The 23,120-nt window shown below is 60.3% G+C and carries 18 protein-coding genes and 5 pseudogenes; 7 read left to right on the forward strand and 16 right to left on the reverse strand.

What is annotated here, in order from left to right; genetic code table 11:
* Nucleotides 1–173 precede the first annotated feature (173 nt).
* A complete protein-coding gene (locus tag J3R84_RS31410; protein ID WP_373688560.1) occupies nt 174–3,176 on the reverse strand; it encodes an AsmA family protein in 3,003 nt (1,000 codons plus the stop codon).
* Between the two features lie 96 nt (nt 3,177–3,272).
* Nucleotides 3,273–3,701, reverse strand: a pseudogene (locus J3R84_RS31415) (transposase); the annotation flags it as partial.
* On the opposite strand from J3R84_RS31415, the gene lhpI reads away from it, so the two are divergent.
* The 4 genes and pseudogenes from lhpI to J3R84_RS31435 form a co-directional block, all read left to right on the forward strand.
* Nucleotides 3,648–4,466, forward strand: coding sequence for a bifunctional Delta(1)-pyrroline-2-carboxylate/Delta(1)-piperideine-2-carboxylate reductase (lhpI, locus tag J3R84_RS31420; protein ID WP_225968600.1), 819 nt, complete (start codon nt 3,648–3,650; stop codon nt 4,464–4,466). The pseudogene J3R84_RS31415 and the gene lhpI sit on opposite strands and share 54 nt — an antisense overlap.
* A 401-nt stretch (nt 4,467–4,867) precedes the next feature.
* Nucleotides 4,868–5,332: a mobile mystery protein A gene (locus J3R84_RS31425; protein ID WP_203529683.1), complete on the forward strand. Its 465-nt coding sequence runs from the start codon at nt 4,868–4,870 to the stop codon at nt 5,330–5,332.
* Nucleotides 5,333–5,336: 4 nt separating this feature from the next.
* Nucleotides 5,337–5,930 carry a mobile mystery protein B gene (locus tag J3R84_RS31430; protein ID WP_207932909.1) on the forward strand — a complete coding sequence of 198 codons (594 nt, stop codon included), beginning with the start codon at nt 5,337–5,339 and terminating at the stop codon, nt 5,928–5,930.
* Nucleotides 5,931–6,275: 345 nt separating this feature from the next.
* Nucleotides 6,276–6,401: pseudogene (locus J3R84_RS31435) on the forward strand (MarR family transcriptional regulator); the annotation flags it as partial.
* 20 nt (nt 6,402–6,421) lie between these two features.
* On the opposite strand, the gene J3R84_RS31440 reads toward J3R84_RS31435, so the two are convergent.
* Both J3R84_RS31440 and J3R84_RS31445 read right to left on the reverse strand, forming a co-directional pair.
* Nucleotides 6,422–7,201 (reverse strand): SDR family oxidoreductase, encoded by a 780-nt coding sequence (locus J3R84_RS31440; protein ID WP_203529685.1) that lies wholly within the window; start codon nt 7,199–7,201, stop codon nt 6,422–6,424.
* The gene (locus J3R84_RS31445) at nt 7,201–7,521 is read right to left on the reverse strand and encodes a nuclear transport factor 2 family protein (protein ID WP_203529687.1); all 321 of its coding nucleotides are present in this window, start codon (nt 7,519–7,521) and stop codon (nt 7,201–7,203) included. The genes J3R84_RS31440 and J3R84_RS31445 overlap by 1 nt, the downstream gene beginning before the upstream one ends.
* A gap of 96 nt (nt 7,522–7,617) precedes the next feature.
* On the opposite strand from J3R84_RS31445, the gene J3R84_RS31450 reads away from it, so the two are divergent.
* Both J3R84_RS31450 and J3R84_RS31455 read left to right on the forward strand, forming a co-directional pair.
* On the forward strand, nt 7,618–8,517 hold the full coding sequence (locus J3R84_RS31450) for a LysR family transcriptional regulator (RefSeq protein ID WP_057217558.1): 900 nt from the start codon (nt 7,618–7,620) through the stop codon (nt 8,515–8,517).
* A gap of 215 nt (nt 8,518–8,732) precedes the next feature.
* Nucleotides 8,733–9,010 (forward strand): annotated as a pseudogene (locus J3R84_RS31455) (IS1595 family transposase); the annotation flags it as partial.
* A gap of 49 nt (nt 9,011–9,059) precedes the next feature.
* Here the strand turns inward: J3R84_RS31455 and J3R84_RS31460 are convergent.
* From J3R84_RS31460 to J3R84_RS31510, 11 genes and pseudogenes are all read right to left on the reverse strand, one after another.
* The gene (locus J3R84_RS31460) at nt 9,060–9,359 is read right to left on the reverse strand and encodes a HigA family addiction module antitoxin (protein ID WP_057207929.1); all 300 of its coding nucleotides are present in this window, start codon (nt 9,357–9,359) and stop codon (nt 9,060–9,062) included.
* A gap of 29 nt (nt 9,360–9,388) precedes the next feature.
* Nucleotides 9,389–9,670, reverse strand: a pseudogene (locus tag J3R84_RS31465) (type II toxin-antitoxin system RelE/ParE family toxin).
* A gap of 262 nt (nt 9,671–9,932) precedes the next feature.
* Nucleotides 9,933–11,462, reverse strand: a complete 1,530-nt coding sequence (locus tag J3R84_RS31470; RefSeq protein ID WP_203529689.1) for a phospholipase D family protein — start codon at nt 11,460–11,462, stop codon at nt 9,933–9,935.
* A gap of 243 nt (nt 11,463–11,705) precedes the next feature.
* Nucleotides 11,706–11,921, reverse strand: a pseudogene (locus J3R84_RS31475) (IS110 family transposase); the annotation flags it as partial.
* Between the two features lie 608 nt (nt 11,922–12,529).
* Nucleotides 12,530–13,693, reverse strand: coding sequence for an alpha-hydroxy acid oxidase (locus J3R84_RS31480; RefSeq protein WP_057207847.1), 1,164 nt, complete (start codon nt 13,691–13,693; stop codon nt 12,530–12,532).
* A gap of 77 nt (nt 13,694–13,770) precedes the next feature.
* On the reverse strand, nt 13,771–14,610 hold the full coding sequence (locus tag J3R84_RS31485; RefSeq protein WP_057207849.1) for an IclR family transcriptional regulator: 840 nt from the start codon (nt 14,608–14,610) through the stop codon (nt 13,771–13,773).
* Between the two features lie 137 nt (nt 14,611–14,747).
* Nucleotides 14,748–15,653, reverse strand: a complete 906-nt coding sequence (gene dapA, locus J3R84_RS31490; RefSeq protein ID WP_057207932.1) for a 4-hydroxy-tetrahydrodipicolinate synthase — start codon at nt 15,651–15,653, stop codon at nt 14,748–14,750.
* A 120-nt stretch (nt 15,654–15,773) separates the two neighbouring features.
* Nucleotides 15,774–17,543, reverse strand: coding sequence for an ABC transporter permease subunit (locus J3R84_RS31495; protein ID WP_057207850.1), 1,770 nt, complete (start codon nt 17,541–17,543; stop codon nt 15,774–15,776).
* A 4-nt stretch (nt 17,544–17,547) separates the two neighbouring features.
* The gene (locus J3R84_RS31500; RefSeq protein WP_057207852.1) at nt 17,548–18,648 is read right to left on the reverse strand and encodes an ABC transporter ATP-binding protein; all 1,101 of its coding nucleotides are present in this window, start codon (nt 18,646–18,648) and stop codon (nt 17,548–17,550) included.
* A 66-nt stretch (nt 18,649–18,714) separates the two neighbouring features.
* Nucleotides 18,715–19,797, reverse strand: coding sequence for an ABC transporter substrate-binding protein (locus J3R84_RS31505; protein WP_057207854.1), 1,083 nt, complete (start codon nt 19,795–19,797; stop codon nt 18,715–18,717).
* A gap of 78 nt (nt 19,798–19,875) precedes the next feature.
* Entirely contained in the window at nt 19,876–21,300 is a 1,425-nt protein-coding gene (locus J3R84_RS31510; RefSeq protein ID WP_057207934.1) for an FAD-binding oxidoreductase, read from the reverse strand.
* Between the two features lie 163 nt (nt 21,301–21,463).
* Here J3R84_RS31510 and J3R84_RS31515 point away from each other — a divergent pair, with 163 nt between their 5' ends.
* The gene (locus J3R84_RS31515) at nt 21,464–21,772 is read left to right on the forward strand and encodes a hypothetical protein (RefSeq protein WP_057207856.1); all 309 of its coding nucleotides are present in this window, start codon (nt 21,464–21,466) and stop codon (nt 21,770–21,772) included.
* Between the two features lie 35 nt (nt 21,773–21,807).
* Here the strand turns inward: J3R84_RS31515 and J3R84_RS31520 are convergent, their stop codons facing one another.
* Nucleotides 21,808–22,866 carry a LacI family DNA-binding transcriptional regulator gene (locus J3R84_RS31520; RefSeq protein WP_057207858.1) on the reverse strand — a complete coding sequence of 353 codons (1,059 nt, stop codon included), beginning with the start codon at nt 22,864–22,866 and terminating at the stop codon, nt 21,808–21,810.
* Between the last annotated feature and the right edge of the window lie 254 nt (nt 22,867–23,120).

Consider the following 23,120-nt stretch of genomic DNA (forward strand, 5'->3'; position numbering starts at 1 on the left):
ACGTCGTGCTGCACCGATCCCCATCGACATCCACAAGTCGATCACATCCCAGTGCTGACATGCGCCGAAGGGCGCTTTAAAATTACCAGGCGCACGGGAACGGCTTGACCAGGCACGGGGCTGCGGAGGATGGTTACGTCTCCACGCCCGGGAACTGCAACAATCCCCTGTCTCTATTGGAGAAGCCGGTTGAACAGATTTCCAAACGTCCCCGCGTCCTGATCGGGCTGCTCCGCTCCAGGGACCGGTTGCCTGGCCGCGGGTTCGAGAGTAGCGGGGTCTTCGTCAGCTTGGACGTCCGGCGGCGCCTCGCCGCTCTGCGCCACATTGCCGTCAATGATCTCCTCGATGGAAGGTTGGTTTCGCTCGCCCTTGAGGGTCTTGTCGATGGCGCCGCCGACGATGTCGCGCAAGGATCCTCCAGTCGCTTTGTCGGAGAGCAGGTCATCGATCCGCAGCGTGTCGGTCGGCAATCCGAACTTCTTCAGAGTCGCCAAGGCAGCGGTGGGGTTCTTCAAAAGTCCCGACAGATCGGGATATATGCGAGGACGGGCAAAGGGCCCCTCGATCAGGACCGGAACTCCGATTCCGTCAGTTGAGATCTCGGCGCCCTGTCCATCCAGCGACGCGACCACCCGCGGATCGAGCCGAAACTTCATCTGCCCGTCCGCAAGATTTGCCTCCCCGGTCCCGTTCATGCGCACGAGCGGGCCGATTAGCTTGATGTCCTCGGTTCGCGCAACGCCGCTATCAACGGCAAACGAGGCACTGAGTTCAGTGAACCCTGTCGCTTGGCTTTCATTCTGCTTGAAGCCCGACGACATCAGGCCAACGAGGTTGTTATAGGCGTCGGCGATATCGATGCCGCGGATGGCGCCATCGGAAAACCGGACATCCGCGCTGCCTTGAAGCGATTGTTTGAGTGTGCCGGTCGTGCTGCCAGCTCCCGTTATGTCGAGCTTGGCCTGCAGCGCGCCTTCAAGATGTCTGAAGCCTGCCATGTCGGTCAGAAGCGGCGCCGCCGAAGCGCCCGTGATCGAGGCGTTTAAAGCAATCGACGGTTCTGACCCGGAGCCGTCGGCCCTCAGGCTTGCGGTAATATGGCCGCCATAGAACGGGCTTTCAGGAAGGCTGAGACTTGCGACTCCATCGGCAACGGTAAGAGTGGTTGCCACCGGCCCTGCAAATACGTTGCCGTATCCAAGTTTATCGGCGTTGACATTAATGGATGCATCGATCAATCGAAGCGAGGAGAAATCCAATGGAGCATCGGGCGCAGGGTCAGCTCCCTGCGCCTTCGATTGAGGTGCACTCGAGCGCGCGCCGGCGAGACGCGCAAAATCTAGCTGTGCGAACTTGAGGGCACTGGATATCTTCAATGGTGTCGTGAATTGGACAGATCCACTCCCGGTCCCCTCGACACCATTGACCGACAAAGTGGCACTTTCGAACTGAACGCTCGCCGGGCTCGCGCTGACATCACCGTTGAACGCAAATAGGTCGATGTTGTCCGGGCCGCTCTGTCCAAGCCAGCCAAGGAACCCGCGAACGTCCGCTGTCGAAAAAATCAGCTTGCCGGCATAGCCGTTCGGAATGGCCGCTTTGCCATCAAGCGAAAGAGCCGCTCCCGGCATACGCATGTCAAGCTTCAGGGGTATACCCCCCGAGTTGAGGTCCCCGGCCAAGAGACTGCCTAACGGTAGCTGCAAGTCGACTTCGGCAGGTTTCCCGCGCCAGGCCAGGCTGCCCGACAGACGCCCCGGTTTTGCAAAGTCATCGATCCTGAGCGCCAGCTTCTTAATCTTGACTTCGCTCAACGAGGGATCGGCGACGCCCGGCGCGATGAAGGTGGCGCTGTGCAGGCCTAGGCTGCCGGTCATGTTGATTGTTTTTCTCAGGGCATCCCCCGAGAGGCCGCGAAACGCGAACCGGGTATCGATCGTGACAGACCCGGTCAAAGGAACGGATTGCCCGGTCAGATTTGCCACTTTGGCGACATCGAGCCCGCTGCTGGATATGCGGCCCTTGAAGGTCGGCTCAACCTCGCGAATATCGACAGAGATATTTGCCGCAACGCTGCCGGCATCGATGCCGAGATGTTCTATCCTTGCCGTAACCAGCCCGTCCTTAAGCGTTGCCGCCAAGGCAACGTCTGATGCCGAGATGTCACCAAGGACAAGATCCCTGATGTTCACGCCGATATCGGCATCGAACCCGGTCAGAAGCTGCAAACCCGTCGAAGCGCCCGACTTCTCCGATTTCGCGTTGGGTTGCGACGAAGCCGAGGTAGTAGCCTCAAGAAATGCGCTCAGGTCCAACCGGTCAGCGTCGATGTCAGCGAGAAACCGCGGGCGATTGCCGGGTATGAAGAGTGCGTCGAGGCCAAGAGCCTCGTCTCCAACAAGCAATTTGCCGCCGCGGATCTGGTAGCTGCCATTGGTGTTGAGGGCGACTTGTCCGGTGGCCTCGAATGCGGAGAGCCCGGGGGCGGGGGCGGGATCCGCCTCGAAGGAAAGGCTCAGGTCAGCTGGCTGTCGTTCAAGCAACGGGCGCACGGAGGAGATCGCGAGCGTCATCTGGTAGCGCCGTTCCTCGATACGGGCGCTCGCCGAAAGGGAAAGTTGATCGTCGATGTCGGGTACTGCGAGTGAAAGGTCGATATCGGTTATGACCTGCATCGCACCGGCAGTGCTTTGCTGTCTCAAAGTGCCACTGACAACCGAGACCGAGTCGATTGCACTTCGCTCCAGGAAAGTGACAAGCGCGGCAAGCGGATCGCCTGGTTTGGCTCGGCCCAGCTTGCCGCCTTCTGTGGGCGATGCTTTGCCTGTCTTCTCGTGCAATGTGAGGATCGGCTGAACCAGCCTGATCTCCTTGATGTGCAAGCGATCCGACCAGAGGGAGGAGAGTGTCACTGAGCCCGCAACCTCTCCGATTTCGGCTGTGACGCCCGCTTCTTCGCTCGAGAGCACGACAGTTTCGGCAACCACCGCCATATGTGGGAATACGGACAGCCTGACGGGGCCGTTCAAGGCAATTGAGCTGCCTGTTGCAGTCGAGAGCTTTCGGCTGAGTTCGGCGCGCATCCATTCGCTCGAAACGAAGCTGGGCAAGACGAGGATGGAGGCGGCAATGAGCGCACCGAACGCGAGAAAGCCAAGGAAGAATCGCATTATATGTCCCCGTCGCAAATACAACTGATTCGCTATCGTTTTCCGGGGTGAAAAGATTTGCAACTGCCGGTGGACTTGTCCGGCATTCCTAAGAAACACTCAGGCGGGCGTTGACGCGGGCTGTAGTGTGTAGCCAAGCGACCTTGCCCTTCGTTCGAGATTGTTGAGGGCGCGTCGACGGTAACTCTCCTCGTAATAGGAGGCTCCCGGATCACTGTATTCCATCCCGTGCCGCAGCGTGTTGTAGAACAAGACGGCGATTTTGCGGGCGGTTGCGGTGACCGCCTTGGCCTTGCCAACACGTGCGGACCAACGCCGATAGAATGCGCCCAGCGCGGTCTCAGTGCGCCCGACCGCAACCGCGGCAAGCCGCAGTAGCGCCGCGGCCCGGCTGCCAGATCGTCGGGTTCGTGAGGACAACACCTTGCCGCCGGAGATTTTGTTGCTTGGCGAGAGGCATAGCCAGGAGGTGAAGTGCTTGGCATTCGGCCAGGCCGAGAGATCGGTCCCGCACTCTGCGACCAATTTGTCGAAGATCACTTTCTTGGCGTGAAGCTGGTGACCATCATGCCGGGTAACATGAAGCGTAGGCTGCCTGCTGTCGTATCGACATACATGCTCTACGACGCCGTTACGGGCGAGCAATTGGCCCTCATGGACGGAAACACGCTGACGAGCCGGCGCACTGTGGCAACATCGGCGCTTGCGGCCAAATATCTCTCGCGAGAGGACGCCTCATCGCTTGTCATTCTAGGCGCTGGGCGCGTGGGAAGCCTAATCGCGGACGCCTATGTAGCTGTACGACCGGTTCGGCGCATCGTCATCTGGGACATCCATCACGAACAAGCCGATCGTCTCGACTCCTCCCTGCGAGACCGTGGCCTTCCCGCTGAATCGACGGCGGACATTAAAACCGCAATCGAAGCCGCTGACATCGTCAGCGCCGCAACGCTTGCAACTGCGCCCGTCATTCGAGGCGAGTGGCTAAAACCTGGCACTCACGTCGATCTCGTCGGGGCCTTTACCCCAGATATGCGAGAGGCAGATGATGAAGTGATGCGTCGCTCGTCTATCTACATCGATACCACGGTCGCGGTTGAGGAAGCAGGAGAACTTATCAAGCCCCTTGCCGCCGGCGTGATTGGACATAACGCCCTCCTGGGGACATTGACAGATCTTTGTCGCAACAACGAGTTCGCACGCACGAACCCGGACCAGATCACCTGTTTCAAGAGTGTGGGCTCCGGGCTTGCCGATCTTGCTGCAGCCCAGCTGGTTTACCAGCTTGCCTAGGCGGCTTCGCTATAGGGCATGCACTTAGTCGCGCGGGCCTGCCCCGATGGAGGGGCATGCCCAAGGAAGCATACGGACATCCGTTAAAACCCGGCAAGCTGTCGACTACCATGCTGCCTCTCCTCAATTCGCGACGAGGTCGCGAACACTTAAAAGTGGCATGCCGGTTTCAGGGCTCGGCGCAAGGTCTCATCGATCACCTCTCTAGCGGCGGTGCTTCTCCAACGACAGCTTGGCCGATTGTCCATCGCTCGAAACTCGCGGCTATCTGGACCTAGCTGCTGAGCTATTGCGCATATATTTGTGATCGCTCTAACTCCCGCTGAATACTTTTAAATGCTCAATTCGGATATCCTTGCTCATTTTTATATGCTATTTTCTTCGAAAATGGACATAAATATATGAACAAAAAACAAGCGGCCCTCGCTCGAAAACAGTTGGAACGACGTCTGGCGCCGGTGCGAGACCTAGAGCTCATTTCGCCGCCACGTGGTTGGATGAAGGCCATCCGCGAGGCCCTCGGCATGACTACGCGCCAGCTCGCCATGCGCATGTGTGCCGCTCCGTCCCGCATACCGGCAATCGAGAAGGCTGAAGTTTCGGGAGCGACAACGATCAGGACGCTACGGGAAGCGGCCGCGGCAATGAATTGCACCTTTGTCTACGCTTTCGTGCCGATCAAGCCGCTTGACGATATCCTTCGCGAGCGCGCGGCCGAAAAGGTCGGTGAGGAGATGACGCGACTTGATCATACGATGCGTCTGGAAAACCAGGCGTTGATCAAGTCGGACCTGGAGGACGAACGTCGCCGGCTTATCGACGCTTTGCTTGCAGACGCTGGGCGACGCCTGTGGGAAGAGGATTGACTCTATGGAGGAGGACCCTCTTTTCCAGGACGACGATGAAGCAAATACGCCGCTAACCGCTGAGGAACGGGAGCAGCTCATTCCCTCCTACATCACCTTGCGGCACGAATTGAACGAGGCCGAGCAAGTTAACATCGGCGAAGGCTTGCGATGGGCGACGTCGCGAAAAAGGGACCTGCTCGACCAGGAATTCCTCAGTGAGTTGCACCGCCGCATGTTTGGGGACGTTTGGCATTGGGCTGGCCATTACCGGACAACACCTAGAAACATCGGCGTCGATGCCTATCGCATTGCAATGGATGTCAGGCAGGTGGCTGACGACGTGCGCTATTGGGTCGAACACGAGGCCTTTCCACCCGACGAGATCGCTGTCCGGTTCAGCCACAGGCTGGTGGCAATCCATCCCTTCCCAAACGGAAACGGCCGATTTTCTCGCCTGGCGGGCGATCTGCTCGGGCGCCAGCTTGGACGACCGCCATTTAGCTGGGGCCGGGCAAATCTGGTCGATGCGGGCAAGACCCGAGCCCATTATGTTGCTGCACTTCGGGCGGCCGATAACCACGATATCGGACCCTTGCTGGAGTTCGCGCGCTCATGAGTTTTTCGAAAATGAGGAAGCGAGAAAGGAGTGACTTGAAGACATTCACGCAGTCGCAGTTGCAGGCCATTGCGGATGCGGAGCGCTCCATCCCCCGAGTGAGGGATGGCGACGAAATCATGCATATCAAAAGCGGCCCGCAGCTGGGCGATCTTCGGACAAGTCCTCAGAGCACGCGAACGTTGCGCGCGCTCCATTGCAATGAGAGCCGGACAAGCCCTTGTTCAAATCGTTGGCCACGCCCCAACGATCAAGCGGAGTGACTTGCCGGGCCTAGGCTTGCAGGATCCCGGCCGTTGGCCGTCGATGCTGATCCTCCGAGACGAGGTTCTTAACCGGTCAAGCCTCAGCGACACATTGCTCGCAACCTCTACACAGACGCCCCAGGAGTTGGCATCCTTGAATCGCGATGTCCGGCATCTCCGCGACGCCATCTATTCACAGATCGGCGGATGGGACGCGCCCGCTTGATCTGTGAAGGCGTCTCGATCCTAAGCTGTTGGCACAGTTCCTCCATCGATGGTGTATTCGGTACCTGTGATCGATTCAGCGCGATCCGATGCCAGGAAAGCAATCAGGTTTGCCACTTCCGTCGGCTTGGCAGGGCGCCCGAGAGGTATGCCGCCCAAACTATCCATGATGATCTTCTTGCCACCCTCAATATCCGTACCCGCCTTGTCCGCCAAGCGCTGGACCAAGTGAACGGACGCTTCCGTTTCGATCCAACCCGGAGACACTCGCACGACGCGGACGCCCTTGGGCGATACCTCCTTGGACATGGCCTTGCTATAAGTCGAGAGTGCCGCCTTGGCTGCGGCATAAGCCGTGGTCGCTTCCGGGAGAGGCAGCACTCTTTGGATGGACGTGACATGCACAACCACACCGGTTCCCCGTGCGACCATGTCTGGAACCAGTTCGCGATCGAGTCGAACAGCGGGAAAAAGATTGAGAGACATTTCTTTGTGCCACTCGGCATCAGTTAGCGCCCCAAAGCCACCGCCGGCTGCTGACGAGCCACCCAGCATATGAACGATGATATCGATGTTGCCGAGACGTTGACGCGCAACGTCCGCGACGGCCGCGCACCCCTCTTCAGTCGTGAGATCGGCCTCGACAAACAATTCTTCCGGCAGGTTCTCAGGACGCGCCCGCGCGGTCGTCAACACCTGCGCGCCGAGTTCCCGAAACAGGCTGACGGTCGCAGCCCCGGCGCCCTTGGTTCCAGCAGTAATGAGGGCTCGTTTGCCTCTCAGGTTGAGAAAGTCTGTCATCACCGGATCTCCAGCCTAGCGATCTTGCCGTCCTTGATGGTGAAGGCATATGAGAGCGTCACCGGACTGCCGGGAAACTGGCCGCTAACTTTGGCTCGGACGAGCACTTTGTTGCCGTCAAGGGTGGATTCCAAAGGTTCAGAAACGTACTGCGTCGCCTTCTTCGCAGCCACCCACCATTCACGGATTGCGACGACGCCTTGATGGCGCGATCCCTCATCTTCCACAACGGCTTCGATCGCAAACGTGTCCGACAGCGCATCCGCGTTGCTGCCGCTGTCAGCGTCAAAGTACATGTTCACGATATCGGGCATATCCATAGTGTTTCTCCTCAATTGGCTGACCCGATAGTAGCGCTCGACCATTGCGTAGATAAGTGGGATAAGCCGGCATGCAGCAATGAACAGATCGGGACAATGGAACAAGCCAACCTGAAGGAACTTGAAGCGGTCATTGCTATTGCCCGGCGCGGCACATTCCGCGCAGCGGCCATCGATCTCGGCATGTCTACGACAGCGTTGAGCCACACAATAGGCAGGCTTGAGGCGGAGCTTGGGGTGCGATTGTTCAACCGCACCACACGCAGCGTGTCGCTGACGGATGCCGGCAGGCTCTTTGTGCAGCAGGTGGCGCCGTCGCTCCAGGATCTCTATGCCGCTTTGGATTCGGTGCGTGCGCAACGTGAGACACCTTCCGGAACAATACGGATCAACGCGGCGCCGTTCGCGGCGCGCGCAATCATCTCACCGCTCGTGCTTGAGTTCCTGCGCCGCTATCCCGACATGAATGTCGATATTGTAACTGAAGGAAAGATGGTCGATATCGTCAAGGACGGGTTTGATCTGGGAGTCAGGGTTGCGGGCCTCGTTCCCAGCGACATGATTGCCGTTTCGCTCGGCCGGCCCCAGCGACATGCTGTGGTTGGGTCTCCTGAATACTTCGAGAGGCATGGGAAGCCGGTGGTCCCTCCAGACCTTCTCAGCCATCGATGCATTCGCGTTCGCCTGCCCGATGGCTCCCTGTTTCGGTGGCGTTTCGAGAAGGACGGGGAGCAGGTGCAAATCGATGCACGCGGCCCGATATCGCTGGACGAGGCTAGCCTCACAAGAACCGCTGTCCTGGAAAGCGCCGGTATAGGCTACATCTTCGAGCAAGACATTTTCCCGGACATTGAGGCGGGGCGCGTCGTCCGTGTACTGGAAGACTGGACGCCACCATATCCGGGGCTTTGCCTTTACTACCCTGGGCGCCGAAATCTGTCAGCCGGGGTCAGGGCGTTCTTGGAACTTGCGCGTGAGCTCGCGACAGTGAGCTAATTGAACCGCCAGTGGAGAAGCTTGTTTGTCTCTACAACGCTCCAAGCGGACACAGATTTGCAATGCGTGAATGACCGGTTTGCGGCCAGTAGGCGACTGGTGATCTGCGATTCCGGAAGGAAACGAGCGGAAAAGCAGACCGTCGGCCTCTAGGATTTCCTTTCAGTAGCCTGGACAACCGCATGGGGCGCAATGCTGCCGTTTGCAGAACTAAGCGTGTCCGTCGCACAATTGCCGGCGTCTTTCATCATATCAGCTCGCAGCATGCCGACCTGTATTTCCACGAGATCGGCTTCCCGCTGGTCACAGCATTGTTACGGGCCAGGCAGTGCGGAAAAGCCGAAATGGCAGGGAACGCATGAAAACCCTGTGGTCGCGGGTACCGCCGGCGCTGCAATTGCTGCAAGTCTTTCGCACCGCTACCGGCCGCCAAATGCGCAGAAGTCCGGATGGTGGGATCATCGTCAAATCAGCAGTCGCTGTCTTTGGTTGATAAAGGCCATGTATCGACTGGAATGTGCCGTGCCAGGGGCAGGGTCCGGCTATGCTGCTCTATCGATTTCCGGGATCAACTCCAGTTCGCCGTGAAGCGCTATTTCCACCGTCTTGAGGTTGAAGCTGGTCTGCATGTTCATCCAAAATTCCGGCGTTGTGCGGAAATACTTGGCGAGGCGCAGAGCGGTATCCGTCGTTATCGGTGTTTGCTCCGCCGCTATACGCTCGATGCGAGTGCGAGGGACATTGAGCTTTTTCGCCAGTGAACCGGCGCTCATGTTCAGCGGAAGTAGGTACTCCTCGCGGAGGATTTCGCCCGGATGGACCGGAGGAAGGATATGGGTCATCTCAAGCTCCTGTGTGCCACGATCGGCCATCAATGGTAGTCTACTATTTCGACGTCTTCGATACCGGCATCTGTCCATACAAAACATATGCGCCACTGATCATTGATCCAGATCGAATGTTGGCCTTCCTATCGCCCTTAAGGGCTTCAAGTCGATTTCCCGGAGGGGAACGCAGGTCGTCCAGAGCAGCAGCGCTGTTCAGGATCGTCAATTTACGAACGGCTGACCTCACGATGTCGGAAGGAAAGCCTTTTGGAGGCTTTGCAGCGCGCAACAGTCTCGGTTTTGTCATCGTTAAATGACCTGATCACGTCCCGCTCTTCATGCTTGTATCATATGGTGATACTGGTGAAAGTCAATTAATATGTATCATCATACGATACAGATTCGCAATCGCGATCCTGTTTAAGCCATCCGAAGGTGCCGATCCTCGGTTCGATTCCCCTCAAGAGCAGAGACTCGATGGTCGGCGGCTCTCCGGCCAAAGCGGAATAGGAGCCCCAGATTTTCTTAGGACGGTTTTGCCCCTGCCAACGCTAGGCCTAATACCGGCGCCCCCGCGTCGCGAAAACCTCAGAGCTGCGAGCCGATAGGGAGAATCGCATAAAATCCCGCCACGAATTGATCCCAGGGCGAACCCGTCGGCTCATGATAATAGATCCGCTGCGTCCCGTCCGGCTCGGTCTGCGTCCACGAGATCCGCTTGTCCTTGTTCAGCCTTACGGCAAAGGTTTCTTCTCTTAAAACGCCTCTTAGGGCATTCGAGGTCTTCCTGGTAAATTCAGGCGAGTCGATCAGAATGCCCATCTCGGTATTGATATTCACCGACCGCGGGTCCCAGTTGAACGAGCCGACGAACAGGTAACGATCGTCGATGGTAAACGCCTTGGCATGCAGACCCGATCGCGATTCACCCCAATTGACGCCGCGCCGCGCTTCTTGATCTGCGTCAGGCCGAAGTTCGTAGAGGTGGACTCCACCTTCCAGAAGAGCCCGCCGGTCCTTTGCATAATGCGCATAGACTGGTTTCACGTCGTTCGATGCCAGCGAATTGGTTACAACCAACACCTCGACGCCCCGCGCCTCAAGTTCCCGCAACCACTCTGTGCCGCGTTTGCCTGGCACGAAATATGCAGAGATGATCTCAATCTTTGATGTCGCATCGGCGAAATACTTTGACAGTTGAGAGGCAAGAATCTCTTCTTCGTTGTCTTCACCGGCCGCTTTTGAAGGGGGGTCCGAGTACATTTTGGCGGGAACCCACGCGAGCTTCAGCGTCGATGGCGTTAGATGCTGCTTCGCAGCCGCACGCACCACGCTGGCATATTCCGTCTCTCGAGCATCCCCGACGATCTCGTCAAGGCGATCGCGCGCTTCGTCGAGACTGAACCCCTCTGGTTCGCCAACGACGGCGCGCGCCGGCACTGCAAACTTGCTGTTCCAGTACTCATCAAAGTTTGTCGAGACTTCATCGACAACGGGTCCAGCAACCAGCACATCGAGATCCGAATAGTTCAATTCCCTCTTGGCCAGGAAATACTCATCGCCGATATTGCGGCCACCGACGATCGACATGGCATTATCGGCGGTCATCGACTTGTTGTGCATCCGGCGGTTGATCCGCTTGAAGTCGGTGAGGACGGCCGCGACAAGGCTCTGATTCCGCCAGAACGGGTTAAAGAGCCGGATTTCGATGTTTTTATGCGAGTCCAGAGCCGCAGTCACGGCGTCATAGCCCTTAGTGTCCATGTCATCGAGCAATAGCCGCACCCGCACACCCCGATCCGCGGCTTGCAGCAAGCTCCACGCAAAGATTTTTCCGGTAGGATCATTGTGCAGAAGGTAATACTGCGCATCGATCGTCTGTTCGGCGGCCGCTGCAAGCGCCAAGCGCGCCGCCAGCGCTTCTTCTCCGTTGCCGATCAGCCTGACCCCGGAGCGACCGTCCCTAGGATCACCAAGCCTTTGGACAGCTTGTGTCAGCCGCGTGCTTGTCGGCTGCGCGGGCGAATATGACGGTGTTTGCCTGAATGTTTGCACAGTGTGAGAACAGGCGGCGAGAAGGAACAAGGAAAGCCCTGCGGCCAGGAAAAATGATTTCATACTACGCCCCAGCCAGAATGCTCCACGCCCCGTCCCTTCGCGGCTCGCAAAGCTAGACTTTGGCTGCGTCGCGCACTTTGTCGCTACTGCAGACATGCTCTCACGTTTTGAGATTGAGCACCATTCCCGGAGTGATATCGTCGTCCACCAAACCTCATCGTCGCTCTGGGCCGGAAGTTTCCAAGGAGCCGCTTCCGCTTCACGCTATCGGCGGTCATCGCAGATCTTGATCGATCTCTTCACTCATCGCTGCAAGACTTGGATGAGACGGGAAAGCTCGGCGCGCAGAAAGGCGGTTCTGGTTGCCTTCAATCGGTTCTTGAATGCGGTGAGCTCCCCTAACGCGGCCGATCTTGCATTGACAAGTTCCTGTAGGGTCTCGATGGCCGGGGACGGTGGTGGGCTCGGCTCCGGTCGGAGCGCCTGGGCCAGCAGGGCCAAGAGGCAAGCGTCTAACCGGTCGGTCTTTGCGAGTTAGCCGCTGGAGCGGGCAACATGCGGGCCCGCAGCGGATCAACGATGGCGATGGGAAAGCCATCGGCACTGAGCGAGCGATGGGCGTGGCGATGGAACTTGCCCGTCGCCTCCATCACGATGCATACCGGCCCCAACCGAACCAGAAGCCACTTCAGCTGACCGATGCCGCTTTTGTCATTGCTGACCCGCCGGCTTTGGCCTTGGGGATGGATAAGGACATCGACATCGAGCCAGTCTTTACACGTCCACGCCGACGTAAACTGAAGATGCCGCGTCTTGTTTGGGTGAAACCTTGCCTTGCATACGGGACTTGCTCCCCATCATCTGTTCAGGACAAACGCGAAGACGGGCGGACCAAACTCACCTACGGTTCCAGCCAAGGGGCGTGCGGTCCCGACCGCAAGATCCCTTGGGGGCTGCATCCCTCGAGGGATTACGCCTAAGTCTATAAGCCGCAAATTGCGAACTGATCAGATGGGCAGCTCTGTCGTAACAGCATACAAATCCTTTAGAAGGTCGCTCAGGTAGAGGGCGGCCAACACGGCGCCGCTGACCGGAAGAGGGATCCGGCCCATTTTGCGATCCTGTGCTCATCCAACGGCCGGGGTCTGCTTCCAGATTAGATCGGCGGTGATGTCGTCAAGGCGGGCTTGGCCGGTAAAGGCCATGCAATGATCCAGTTCCTCTCGCAGGATCTCAAGAACGTCTCGGGCGCCTTTTTCTCCGGCTGTGGCCGTTCCGTAGAGCGTAGCGCGTCCGATGAGCACGGCGTCGGCGCCGGTAGCGATATATTTGGCGATGTCGCTGCCGCGGCGGATGCCGCTGTCTGCGAGGATGGTCATACGTCCGTCCACGGCGTCGGCGATCCTCGGGAGCGCGTCGATCGCCGTCGGCGCGCAATCCATGTTGCGTCCACCGTGGCAGGAGACGACGATGCCGTCGGCTCCCAGCTTCAGCGCCCGCCCTGCATCAGAGGGCGTCAGTACGCCCTTGAGGACGAGATTGCCGTCCCATTGGCGGCGAACCTCCGCAAAGTCGTCCCAGGTCAGCTTGCGCGCCAGCTTCACATTGTCCCACACGCTCGCCCGCGTGATGCTGGTGCGGTATTCAGGGGGATAGTGCGCATAGGTCGGCATGCCTGTCGTCAGGATGTAGCGCAGCATGACAGAAAAAGACCAGCGGGGATGTGCGAGTAAGTCGAGCCCACCGGCGACGGAGGGCTTGATCGGTATTCCGAAGCCGTTGCGCATATTCCATTCCTTTTTCGGCGAGCGCGGCGTATCGGCGGTGAAGAGCAGGTTGCGGATGCCGAGCGCTTTAGCGCGCACGAGGAGGTCGCGGGTCAGGCTGCGATCCTCGAAGACATAGAGCTGGAACCAAAGGTCGGTGCCCTTTGCGCGCTCGGCAATATCTTCCATCGAGGTCATGGATTGGGTTGCGACGCAAAACGGAATGCCCATCGAGCCGGCGGCGCGGGCCAGATGCACCTCGCCATCGTGCCATACCAATCCGGCGACGGCGGTCGGCGAGATGATGACCGGGATCGGCAGTTTCTTACCGAAAACGGTGGTGGAGGTGTCCGGCTGCGACACGTCGTTGAGAAGATTTTGGCAGAGTTTCGTGGCGTCAAGCGCGTTGCGGATGCCGCGCAGCCCCACCTCGTCCTCCGTGCCGCGATCAATGTATTCGAACATGCCGCGGGGCAGCCGCTTTTTGGCAAGCCGGCGATAATCGGCAACATTCAACGGTTTCATGCGTAGATACCTGTCGTGACGATGAACCTCCCGGCGCTGAACTCCGTTGGAAGGCATCGGGAAAAGCGGCACACGCCTTACGGAATGTAAGGCGTGAATTTCGTCATGGAGATCGACGTCGCGGCCACCTGGACATGGTGGGCGAGTTCGGCTTCCACGCTTTCGATGGTCCAGCGGGTCGTGGGCGCGGCAATGTTGACCGCGGCGACGGCGCGGCCGTGTTCGTCGGTGATCGCGGCGGCGACGGAAATGTCGCCCAGCACCGTTTCATTGGCGACGATGGCATAGCCCTTTTCGGCGGCTTCCTGAATACGGGCGCGCAACAGGCCCTTGTCCGTCACTGTCGATGGGGTGAGGGGCCGGAATTCCGTTTGCTCGAACACCTCGTCCTGTTCGGCGCCGGTGCGCCGCGACAGGATAACCGTGCCAGACGCCGTGAACAGGGCCGGAAGGCGGCTGCCCACCATGATATCGACATTCACGAGATGCTGGCCGGGAAAGCGCCCGACATAGACGATTTCCGGTCCGTCGAGTTCCTGAAGGTTCGCGGTTTCCCCGACGGCCCGGCTGATTTGAAGCAGGTAGGGCGCTGCCTTGTGCAGCACTTCATGGGCATGCAGGTAGTTGTAGGCGAATTGTAGCACCCTGGAGGTCAAGGCATAGTTGCGCGTGTTCTGCACACGGCGAAGATAGCCGAGCGTCTCCAGCGTGTAGACCAGCCGTTGCGCTGCGCTGCGGTCCAGTTCCGCCACCTTGGCGATGTCCGAGAGTGGCATCTGGCGCAGCGGGCCGTCGAAGGCATGCAGGATGCGGAACATCTTTTCGGACGAACCGACGAACAGCGAGGAGCTGCGCGGATCGATCTCGCCGCTTTCCGCGCCTTCCGGCCCAATCGGGGTTCCGTCCTTGCGTGCCATTGTCGATCTTCCGTTTCCGCCGTCGTTAAGTGTTACGACGCTCCTTGCGCATCAGCGATAATGCGTCACGCTGCAGGGATTCGGGTATGCCTGTAACGGCAGGCATACCCGCTTGTCCACAGGCGCGAGAGCACCGCTCAGGCGGCCTTCTCGAACTGGCCGAGAAGGCGCGAATATTCCTGCCGCAACGCGTCGCGCAGTTCGGTTTTCGGCTGGCGCAGCGGCATCAGCATTTGCGGCGCATCGACGCCGATGAGGTCCATTACGGATTTCATCGGTCCCGGATTGGTTTCTGCAAAGGCCAGGTTCATGAGCGGCATCAGTTCGCGGTGCAGGGCCAGCGCCTCTTCGGTTTTGCCCGAGGAGGCGAGGTCGAAGAGGTGGCGCCAGGTGCGCGGCAGCAGGTTGGCCGTCACGACGATACCGCCCTTGGCGCCCGCGGCGACATGCAGCGGAAACAGCGTGTCTTCGCCGCTCAGAACGGTGAAGGAGGTATCCACCCCCGCTACGACCCGCAGGTAGTGATACATATCTGTGTTGCAGGCCTTCATGCCGATGATGCGTTCATGGCGCGACAGCTCGTGCATCACGTCCGGATCGATAGCGATGCGGGTGCGGTAGGGGATTTCGTAGATTAGAATCGGCAGGGGCGAATTGTCCGCATAGCGCAGGAAGTAATCGCGGATTCCGGCCTGGCTCGGGTTGGTGTAGTAGGGCGTGATCACGAGAAGCGCATCCGCACCCGCGGCGGCGAAATCCCGCGCGGCATCGAGCGCGTCATGGAAGCCGGTGTCCAGCACGCCGGGGACGACCGGTCCGCAGCCGGCCATTGCCTTGGAGCTCATCTCGACGAATCGGTTACGTTCACTGCGCGACAAGGCGCCGTATTCGCCGGTGCCGCCAAGCGGCACAACGCCGTCGACCCCTTGCTGCTTCAGCCAGGAAAACAAAGCGTCGGCCGCTTTCACATCAATGGTATCGTCACTCTGAACCGGTGTCACGAGCGCCGGTAGGATGCCGCAAAGGCCTGTGGAGTCGAGCATGGTCATTCCTTTCATGCGATGGTACCGCGACGGAAAAACGTGGAGGCGGTTTTCCGTCGATGCGGTGATAGCGGGGTAAGGGAAGCGGCCCGTATGAAACGGGGCGGGCCGCTCCGGAATTCAGCGGGCCAGACTTCGCTGGCGAAGGCGATCCGCGATGAAGATCAGCGCCGAGATGAAGACGAGCAGGCAGGTGGAGACCGCCGCGATGACCGGCGAGACCTGTAGCGTCACCTCGTCCCAGAACTGCTTGGGTAGCGTCGCATTCAGCCCACCCGACGAGAACAGCGCGATGGTCAGCTCATCGAAGGATGTGGCGAAGGCGAAGAGGAAGGCAGAGAACATGCCCGCCGCGAGGATTGGGAACGTGACGTGGAGGAGGCTTCTTGCCGGATTCGCGCCGAGACTTTGCGCCGCGAGATCGAGACGCGTGTCGTAATTTCGCAGCACCGCCACCATGGTCATCACCACGTAGGGAACGCAGACTACGGTATGGCCGATGATCAAGCCGAGTGAGGTGCCGACGAGGTTCAGTTCTGCGAAGACGTAGAACAGGCCGACGGCGATGATGATGCGCGGCGCGACGATCGGCGACAGCACGAAGGCCAGCAGCGCCGCCTTGCCGCGTATCTGGGCACGGGCAAGCAGGAAGGCCGCCGGAACGCCGATCAGCATCGACAGCACGCCGGCGCCGAGCGCGACCGTCAGCGAGCGCCACAGTGCCTGCTTCCAGACTGGCGTGTTCCACATCTGCCAGTACCATTCGGTGGTGAAACCGGAGGGCGGCCAGTTGAGACCCGACTGGCTGAAAGAGATCGGCACCATCAGCAAAGCGGGCAGGCTGATGAGGATAAGGATCGTCCAGACGAAGGCGGTCAGCGGCCATGGGGTCTTGCCCGCATCGCTGCTCTTGCTGCTGGCGGGAAACAGAGCGATCAGACGGTCGCTCGCATCGCCGACCACCGCCAGCACCTTGGCGCCCGCGCGCCGTGCTGCGGTGTCGCGGTTGGCGTTCGTCGCGGCGCTTTCGCCGGTCAGGCTCGCAAAGCCGAAAATCCGGTCGTAAAGGAAGAAGACGATCAGCACGACGACAAGCAGCAGGACGGAAATCGCCCCTGCCAGTCCCCAGTTCAGGGTCTGCTGTACCTGGTCAATGATGAGTTGCGTGATCATCGTCTCGAACCGGCCACCGAGCAGGGTGGGCACGATGAAGAAGCCGATGGCGGTGACGAACACCATGATCGCGGCGGCGGCAACGCCGGGCACGGACAGCGGGAAATAAACCGTCCAGAAGGCGGAGCCAGGGCGCGCGCCAAGCGTGGAGGCCGCGCGCGGCAGGTTGCGGTCGATGTTCTCCATGACCGCGAGCATCGTCATGACCGCCAACGGCAGCATGGCATGGACCATGCCGACCAGCACCGCGCCGAGGCTGTAGATCAGGTTTGCAGGACGGTCGATAATGCCGACGGACAGGAGGAATTGGTTGACCACGCCGTTGCGGCCGAGGATCACCACCCAGGCGAAAGCGCGCACGAGAAAGCTCGTCCAGAACGAGAGCAGGACGAGGAAGATCAGCCGGCTCTTCATACGTTTTTCGGTGCAAGAGATGAGGTAGGCTACCGGATACCCGAGCACCACCGACAGGAACGTGGTGATGAGAGAGATCTTCAGCGTGATCCACAGGACATTCAGATAGAGGCCGGAGGCGAAGAGCTGCTTGTAGGCGGCAAGCGAGAAGCCGTCGGCGTCGAAGAAGCTCAGCGACAGGAGCCGGCCGACCGGGTAGACCAGGAAGGCGATGAGCAGCAGCAGAAGCGGCGCGATCATCAGCCAGTTCTTGACCCAAGTCGGCAGGGGGGCTGCATGCGGGCGGTTTGGAGCCGTGCTCATGGGGTCATGCTCCCGCGTTGCCGGTGATCGCCACGGCGTCCGTGCCATGCCAGGAGAGGGCGACCACATTGCCAATGCGGAAGGTCTGGCCGCTGGCGCGGGTCGGGAACGCGGCGAGCAGATCTGGAAGCTCCTCGTCGGAGGCTTTCATGTAGACCTTGGTCAGGCTTCCGGTCACCATCACATCTGTCACGGTGGCGCCCAGCCTGTCGTCGTCACCATCCTTGGCCAGTTCGATCGAGAGGTTCTGCGGGCGGATCATGATGTGGATGGTATCGCCGGTGGAAACCTTGCCATCGGCAAGGGCGCGGGCCTTTACGGCGCGCGATCCGATCGCGAGCGCGATCTCGTCGCCGGCAATGGCCTCGACCTTGGCGGGCAACAGATTGGACTCGCCGAGGAAATCGGCGACGAACAGCGTCTGCGGGCGGAAATAGAGATCGCCCGGCGTGCCGAGCTGCTCGATCCTGCCAGAGTTCATCAGGCAGATGCGATCCGACATGGTCATCGCCTCTTCCTGGTCGTGGGTCACATAGACGATCGTCGCGCCGAGTTCCCGGTGAATGCGTTTGATCTCGAGCTGCATGTGTTCGCGCAACTTCTTGTCGAGTGCACCGAGCGGTTCGTCCATGAGAATGATGGAGGGGCGGTAGACCATGCAGCGGGCGAGCGCCACGCGCTGCTGCTGGCCGCCGGAAAGTTCCTTTGGATAGCGCTGTGCGATATGCGGCAGGCGGATCATTTCCAGCGCCTCCTGCGCGCGGCGGCGCGCCTCTTCGGCCTGAACCTTGCGCATCTTCAGCGGGAAGGCGATGTTTTCCAGAATGGTCATATGCGGGAACAGCGCGTAGTTCTGGAAGACGACGCCGATATCGCGCAGATGCGGTGCGCTATAGGTCACCTCGTCAGTGCCGATCAGCACCGCGCCGCCATCGGGGCGGGCAAGGCCGGCAACAAGGCTGAGGAGCGTCGTCTTTCCCGAGCCAGACGGCCCGAGCAAGGTGAGGAATTCGCCCTCGGCGACGGTGAGGTCCGTCTCGGCGAGTGCGACGAACTCCCCGTAGCGTTTGGAGAGCTTCTGCACGGTCAGGCTGGATGAAGACATGGCGGCCCCGTTGGGTGGTAGTAACTTGAAGGGCGGGGCCCGCTCGCAATCGAGCCCCGCATTCGATCAGCTGAGGAGCCAGCTGTTGTAGCGCTCGATGACGGCCGCCTGGTTGTCGAGCCAATATTTGGCATCGATCTGGATGCCGCGTGCGATATGTTCGGGATAGGTCGGCGAATCCTGGGCGACCTTCGCGTCGATCATGTCGAACACTTCTGGCTGGGTCACGCCGGCTGCGAAATATTCCATCAGGGCCGCCTGGCGCTTGACGTCGGAGGCGAACTTGATGAACTCGCGGCAGGCATCCGCATTCGGCGTGCCGGCGAGGATCGACCAGCTGTCGAGGCCCCAGATGTTCTGGTCCCAGACGATCTCGACGGGCGCGCCGGCCGTGCGTGCAGACTGGGCTCGGGAGACCCAGGTCGGGATCAGATCGACTTCGCCGGAGGTCAGCATCTGCTCGACCTGTGCGCCGCTCGTCCAGAACACCTCGACATTCGGCTTGATGCGGTCGAGCGTCTTGAAGGCGCGGTCGATATCGCAGGGGTAGACGTCCTTGGCGGCGATGCCGTCGGCCATCAACGCCTGCTCGATCGTGTCAAAAGGATGCTTGCGCAGCGCCCGGCGACCGTCGAAACCCTCAACATCATAGAAATCCTTCCAGGATTTCGGCGCTTCGCGACCTTCGAACGCATCGGTGCGATAGGCGAGCACTGTGGTGTAGACATTGTTGCCGACACCGTATTCGGACATGTACTGCTTTGGCAGGGTCGCAACCACGGGGTCGCTTTCGAGGCCGTGCGGCTCGAGATATTTCTTGTCGCCGGTCGTCAACATCAGGATGGCCGGCTGGCTGATCTTTGCCATGTCCCAGGTGTAGGAACCGGCATCGACCATGGAGCGGATCTGCGCGGTCGGCTCGGCATTGGCCTGCACGCCGACCACCTCGATCCCCGTCGCTTCCTGGAACGGACGGTAGAAAACGGCGCCGTAGGCCTTGGTATAGATGCCGCCGTCGTCGCGCACGACGATACGCTTGCCCTCGGCGCGCGATGGCGTCCAGATCGCGGGGGCGGCGAGCGCGGCGCCCGCGACGGCGGTGGTTTTCAAGATCTGGCGACGCGACCAGCCCTGTTTCAAGATGCTCATGCCTGTTCTCCTCTTGCACTGTTTCGTTGCTGATGCCGGCTCTCTGGCCGATACGGGTGGACTTGCGGAACCGCCGGTCTATGTCGCCGGCGGAAGGAGGCGGCCCGGGTTGAACAATCCCCTGGGATCGATGGCCGATTTGATGGCGCGCATCAGGGTCAGGTCCGCCGGCGTCTTGTAGCGATCCATTTCCTTGAGCGAGACCTGGCCGACGCCATGCTCGGCGCTGAACGTGCCGCCCAGCGCATGCGCGACGTCATTGATGGCGTGACGAATGGCTGTTGCGATCTCGTTGCGCTTTTCCAGCGCGTTCCAGTGCTCGAACGAAAAGAACGGAATGAAATGGACATTGCCATCGCCCATATGGCCGACGATGACCAGCGCCGCTTCGGGAGCCAGCGCACGAACGGCTGCGCCGGTGCGGTCGATGAATTCGGCCGTGGCCGAAACCGGGACGGCGCAATCGGTGGTCAGGCCGACGCCAGCCTTCTTGTTGGCCTCCGAGACGCTGTGGCGGATCTCCCAGAGAGCGGCGCGCTGGCCGTCGCTCGCGGCGATGACCGCATCGGCGATGAGGCCGCTTTCGAAGGCCCGTTCCAGAACGGACTGCAAGGCCCCGTCGAGATCTTCCTCGCCGCCGGTGTCGGACAGTTCGACCAGGAGATGCCAGTTGTGTTCGGTCTCGAGCGGCGCGCGGCGCTGCGGCACATGACGGACGACGAGATCGAGCTGCGTGTGGTTCATCAGCTCGAAGCCGGAAAGCTTCGCGGCGTTGCGCTCCTGCATCAGCGTCAGCATGCGGACAGCGGCCTGAGGATCGGAAAGGCCGATCCAGGCCATCGCATGACGCGTGGGCAGGGGATGCAGCTTGAGGACGGCGGCGGTGACGATGCCGAGCGTTCCCTCGGAGCCGATGAACAGGTGCTTGAGATCGTAGCCGGTGTTGTTCTTACGCAGTGCCTTCAGGTCCGACCAGATGGTGCCATCCGGCAGCACCGCTTCAAGCCCCAGGACGTTCTCGCGGGTATTGCCGTAGCGAAGGACGGATGTTCCGCCGGCATTGGTGGCGATAGTGCCGCCAATCTGGCAGGAGCCTTCAGCGCCGAGGCTGACGGGATAATAGCGGCCAGCCTCACGTGCGGCCTCCTGCACATGGGCGAGCACGCAGCCGGCTTCGATCTCCATGGTGTTGTTGACCGGATCGACTTTGCGGATACGCCGCATGCGTTCGAGGTTGACGATGACGGGCGCAGGGCCGTCGGACGGCGGAACTGAACCGCCGACGAGGCCCGTATTGCCGCCCTGCGCCAGGACCGGAACCGCATGGCGATGGCAGCAAGCCACAATGGCGGCGACCTGATCGGCAGTCGCCGGCCGCGTGACGCACAAGGCCTTTCCCCGGTAGCGGCCCCGCCAGTCTTCGGTAGCAAACGCCATATCTGCGTCTTCGACGAGGATCGCATCCTTGCCGACGAGATCGACCAGTTCCTCGACTAGTGTCATCATGTCGTTTCCATTTAATTGGTATGCGATTACTGTAATTGCTATACGATACAGATGATCAACCCTCTTGGCAAGAGGCGGCGACATTCGCATAAAATGCGAGGTGATTTGTTCTCGCGGATAATCGTGAAAGGTGCAGTCGGTCCGAATGCGAAACGATGCAATGGCCGATAGCCCATCTGGCGACGCCGACCATGCCGACGGGTCGGACGGCAAGCTCTTGAGCCGCAGCCTTCCGGCCGCGGTGCGCACCGACAGCGAAGAGATCCCGCCCGCGTCATCCACCCCATCGAGGAGGGGCAGTCCGGTCGACGGCGGCTCCATTCCGCTCGGTGGGCGTTTCGTGCTCGCTCAGAGCGCGATCAGCTGGGTGCTGCCTCGTCATGCCCGCTTGATCGGCGAGGCAGTGAAGCGGGCAAGTGGACGAATTAAGTCGCTCACCATGCCGGATAGCGAACCCCGAGGGCATTAGAGAGAGGCGAGGTCGCTTTTGGGTGCACGGCCTCGCTACGCCCGAGATGTTGGGCCCGTGCTTTCACGGGGGACGAATTCGACCGGCAGCAGCGCCGTGGAGGCCAGCGGCTTTCCCGAAATTGCATCGACAAGCACTTCGACCGCGCGCGCGCCCATGGCGGCTCCGGGCGTGCGCAGGGTCGTCAGCGCGGGGCGAACATAGGCTGCGACGTCGAGATCGTTGAAGCCCAAGACAGAAAGGTCGTTTGGAACATCCAGCCGCAGCTCGATCGCCAGCTGTATCAGGGCGACCGCGATCACGTCGTTCACCGCGAAGACTGCCGTCGGCCGGTCCTCGCGCAACAATTCCGGTGCTGTTCGCTGGCGAACAGCCTCGACGGTGTAGTGCTCGGCCTGCCAAACTTCGACGGACAGACCCAATCTCGCAGCCGCCGCCTCGAAACCGGCGCGCCTGCGGACAGGGCCGGGCCAGCTCGGCTTCACGGTCATAATGGCGACGCGCCTATGGCCGAGCGCGGCAAGATGTGCCGCAGCTTGGTCTCCCCCGTCCTCGTCCGCCGCGGCGACGCCGCATATGAAATCGCGCTTACGGTTCTCCTGAAGCAGCGCGATGGGAACCTTCTCGGTCCGGGCGATGCGTTGCAGGCGTTCCAGCTGCGCTTCGGGCATCAGTTCCGTGCTGCAGATCAGCGCGTCGGCACGCCCTTCCCGGACCAACCGTATGGCTTCCATCTCCGCCGTTCCCTGCCGGGTCAGGACGGGCGTGACGTAGTAGCCGAGTTCGCGCGCTCTGTTGGTGGCCCCGTAGAGGAACATCCCGTGAAGCGGTTCCCAACCTTCCCGCATGCGCTCCTGCGAGAGGTCCGCGCCATCTTCCAGCAGCATCGCGATCATGCCCGATTGCTTTAGCCGAAGCGCGCGCGCGGCGGCGCTCGGCCGATAGCCAAGTTCGCTGATGGCGGCCTCGAGGCGTTGAAGGTTCTGGCCTCGTGGCTTGAAACGTCCGGTCAAGAAGTTGGAGACTGTTTGCGCGGAAACGCCGGCCAGGGCCGCGACGTCCGCAATGGTCGGGGGCTTCGTCTTCTTGTCCATCTGTGTTCCTCACCCTGCTTTCGGCCAACCACCACGTTAGTACGCGATCCCTCGGGCGGACAACGGTTTCGCTGTTTCGTCAGCCAAAGATTGCGACGGGCTATCTGTCAAACCTCCTCGCGCAATTCGGCCCCGCTTGCCCCGTTACAGGATTTTTCCGCGCCACCGCCCTTGTGTTTTTTCTATTTCGTAGCTCTAATGTTTATATCGTTAAAGTTTTTTCGGCAAGCGGCCTTTCAGCCTCTTGACCACGA

Origin of the sequence: Ensifer canadensis (assembly GCF_017488845.2) — a bacterium.
Lineage (GTDB): Bacteria > Pseudomonadota > Alphaproteobacteria > Rhizobiales > Rhizobiaceae > Ensifer > Ensifer canadensis.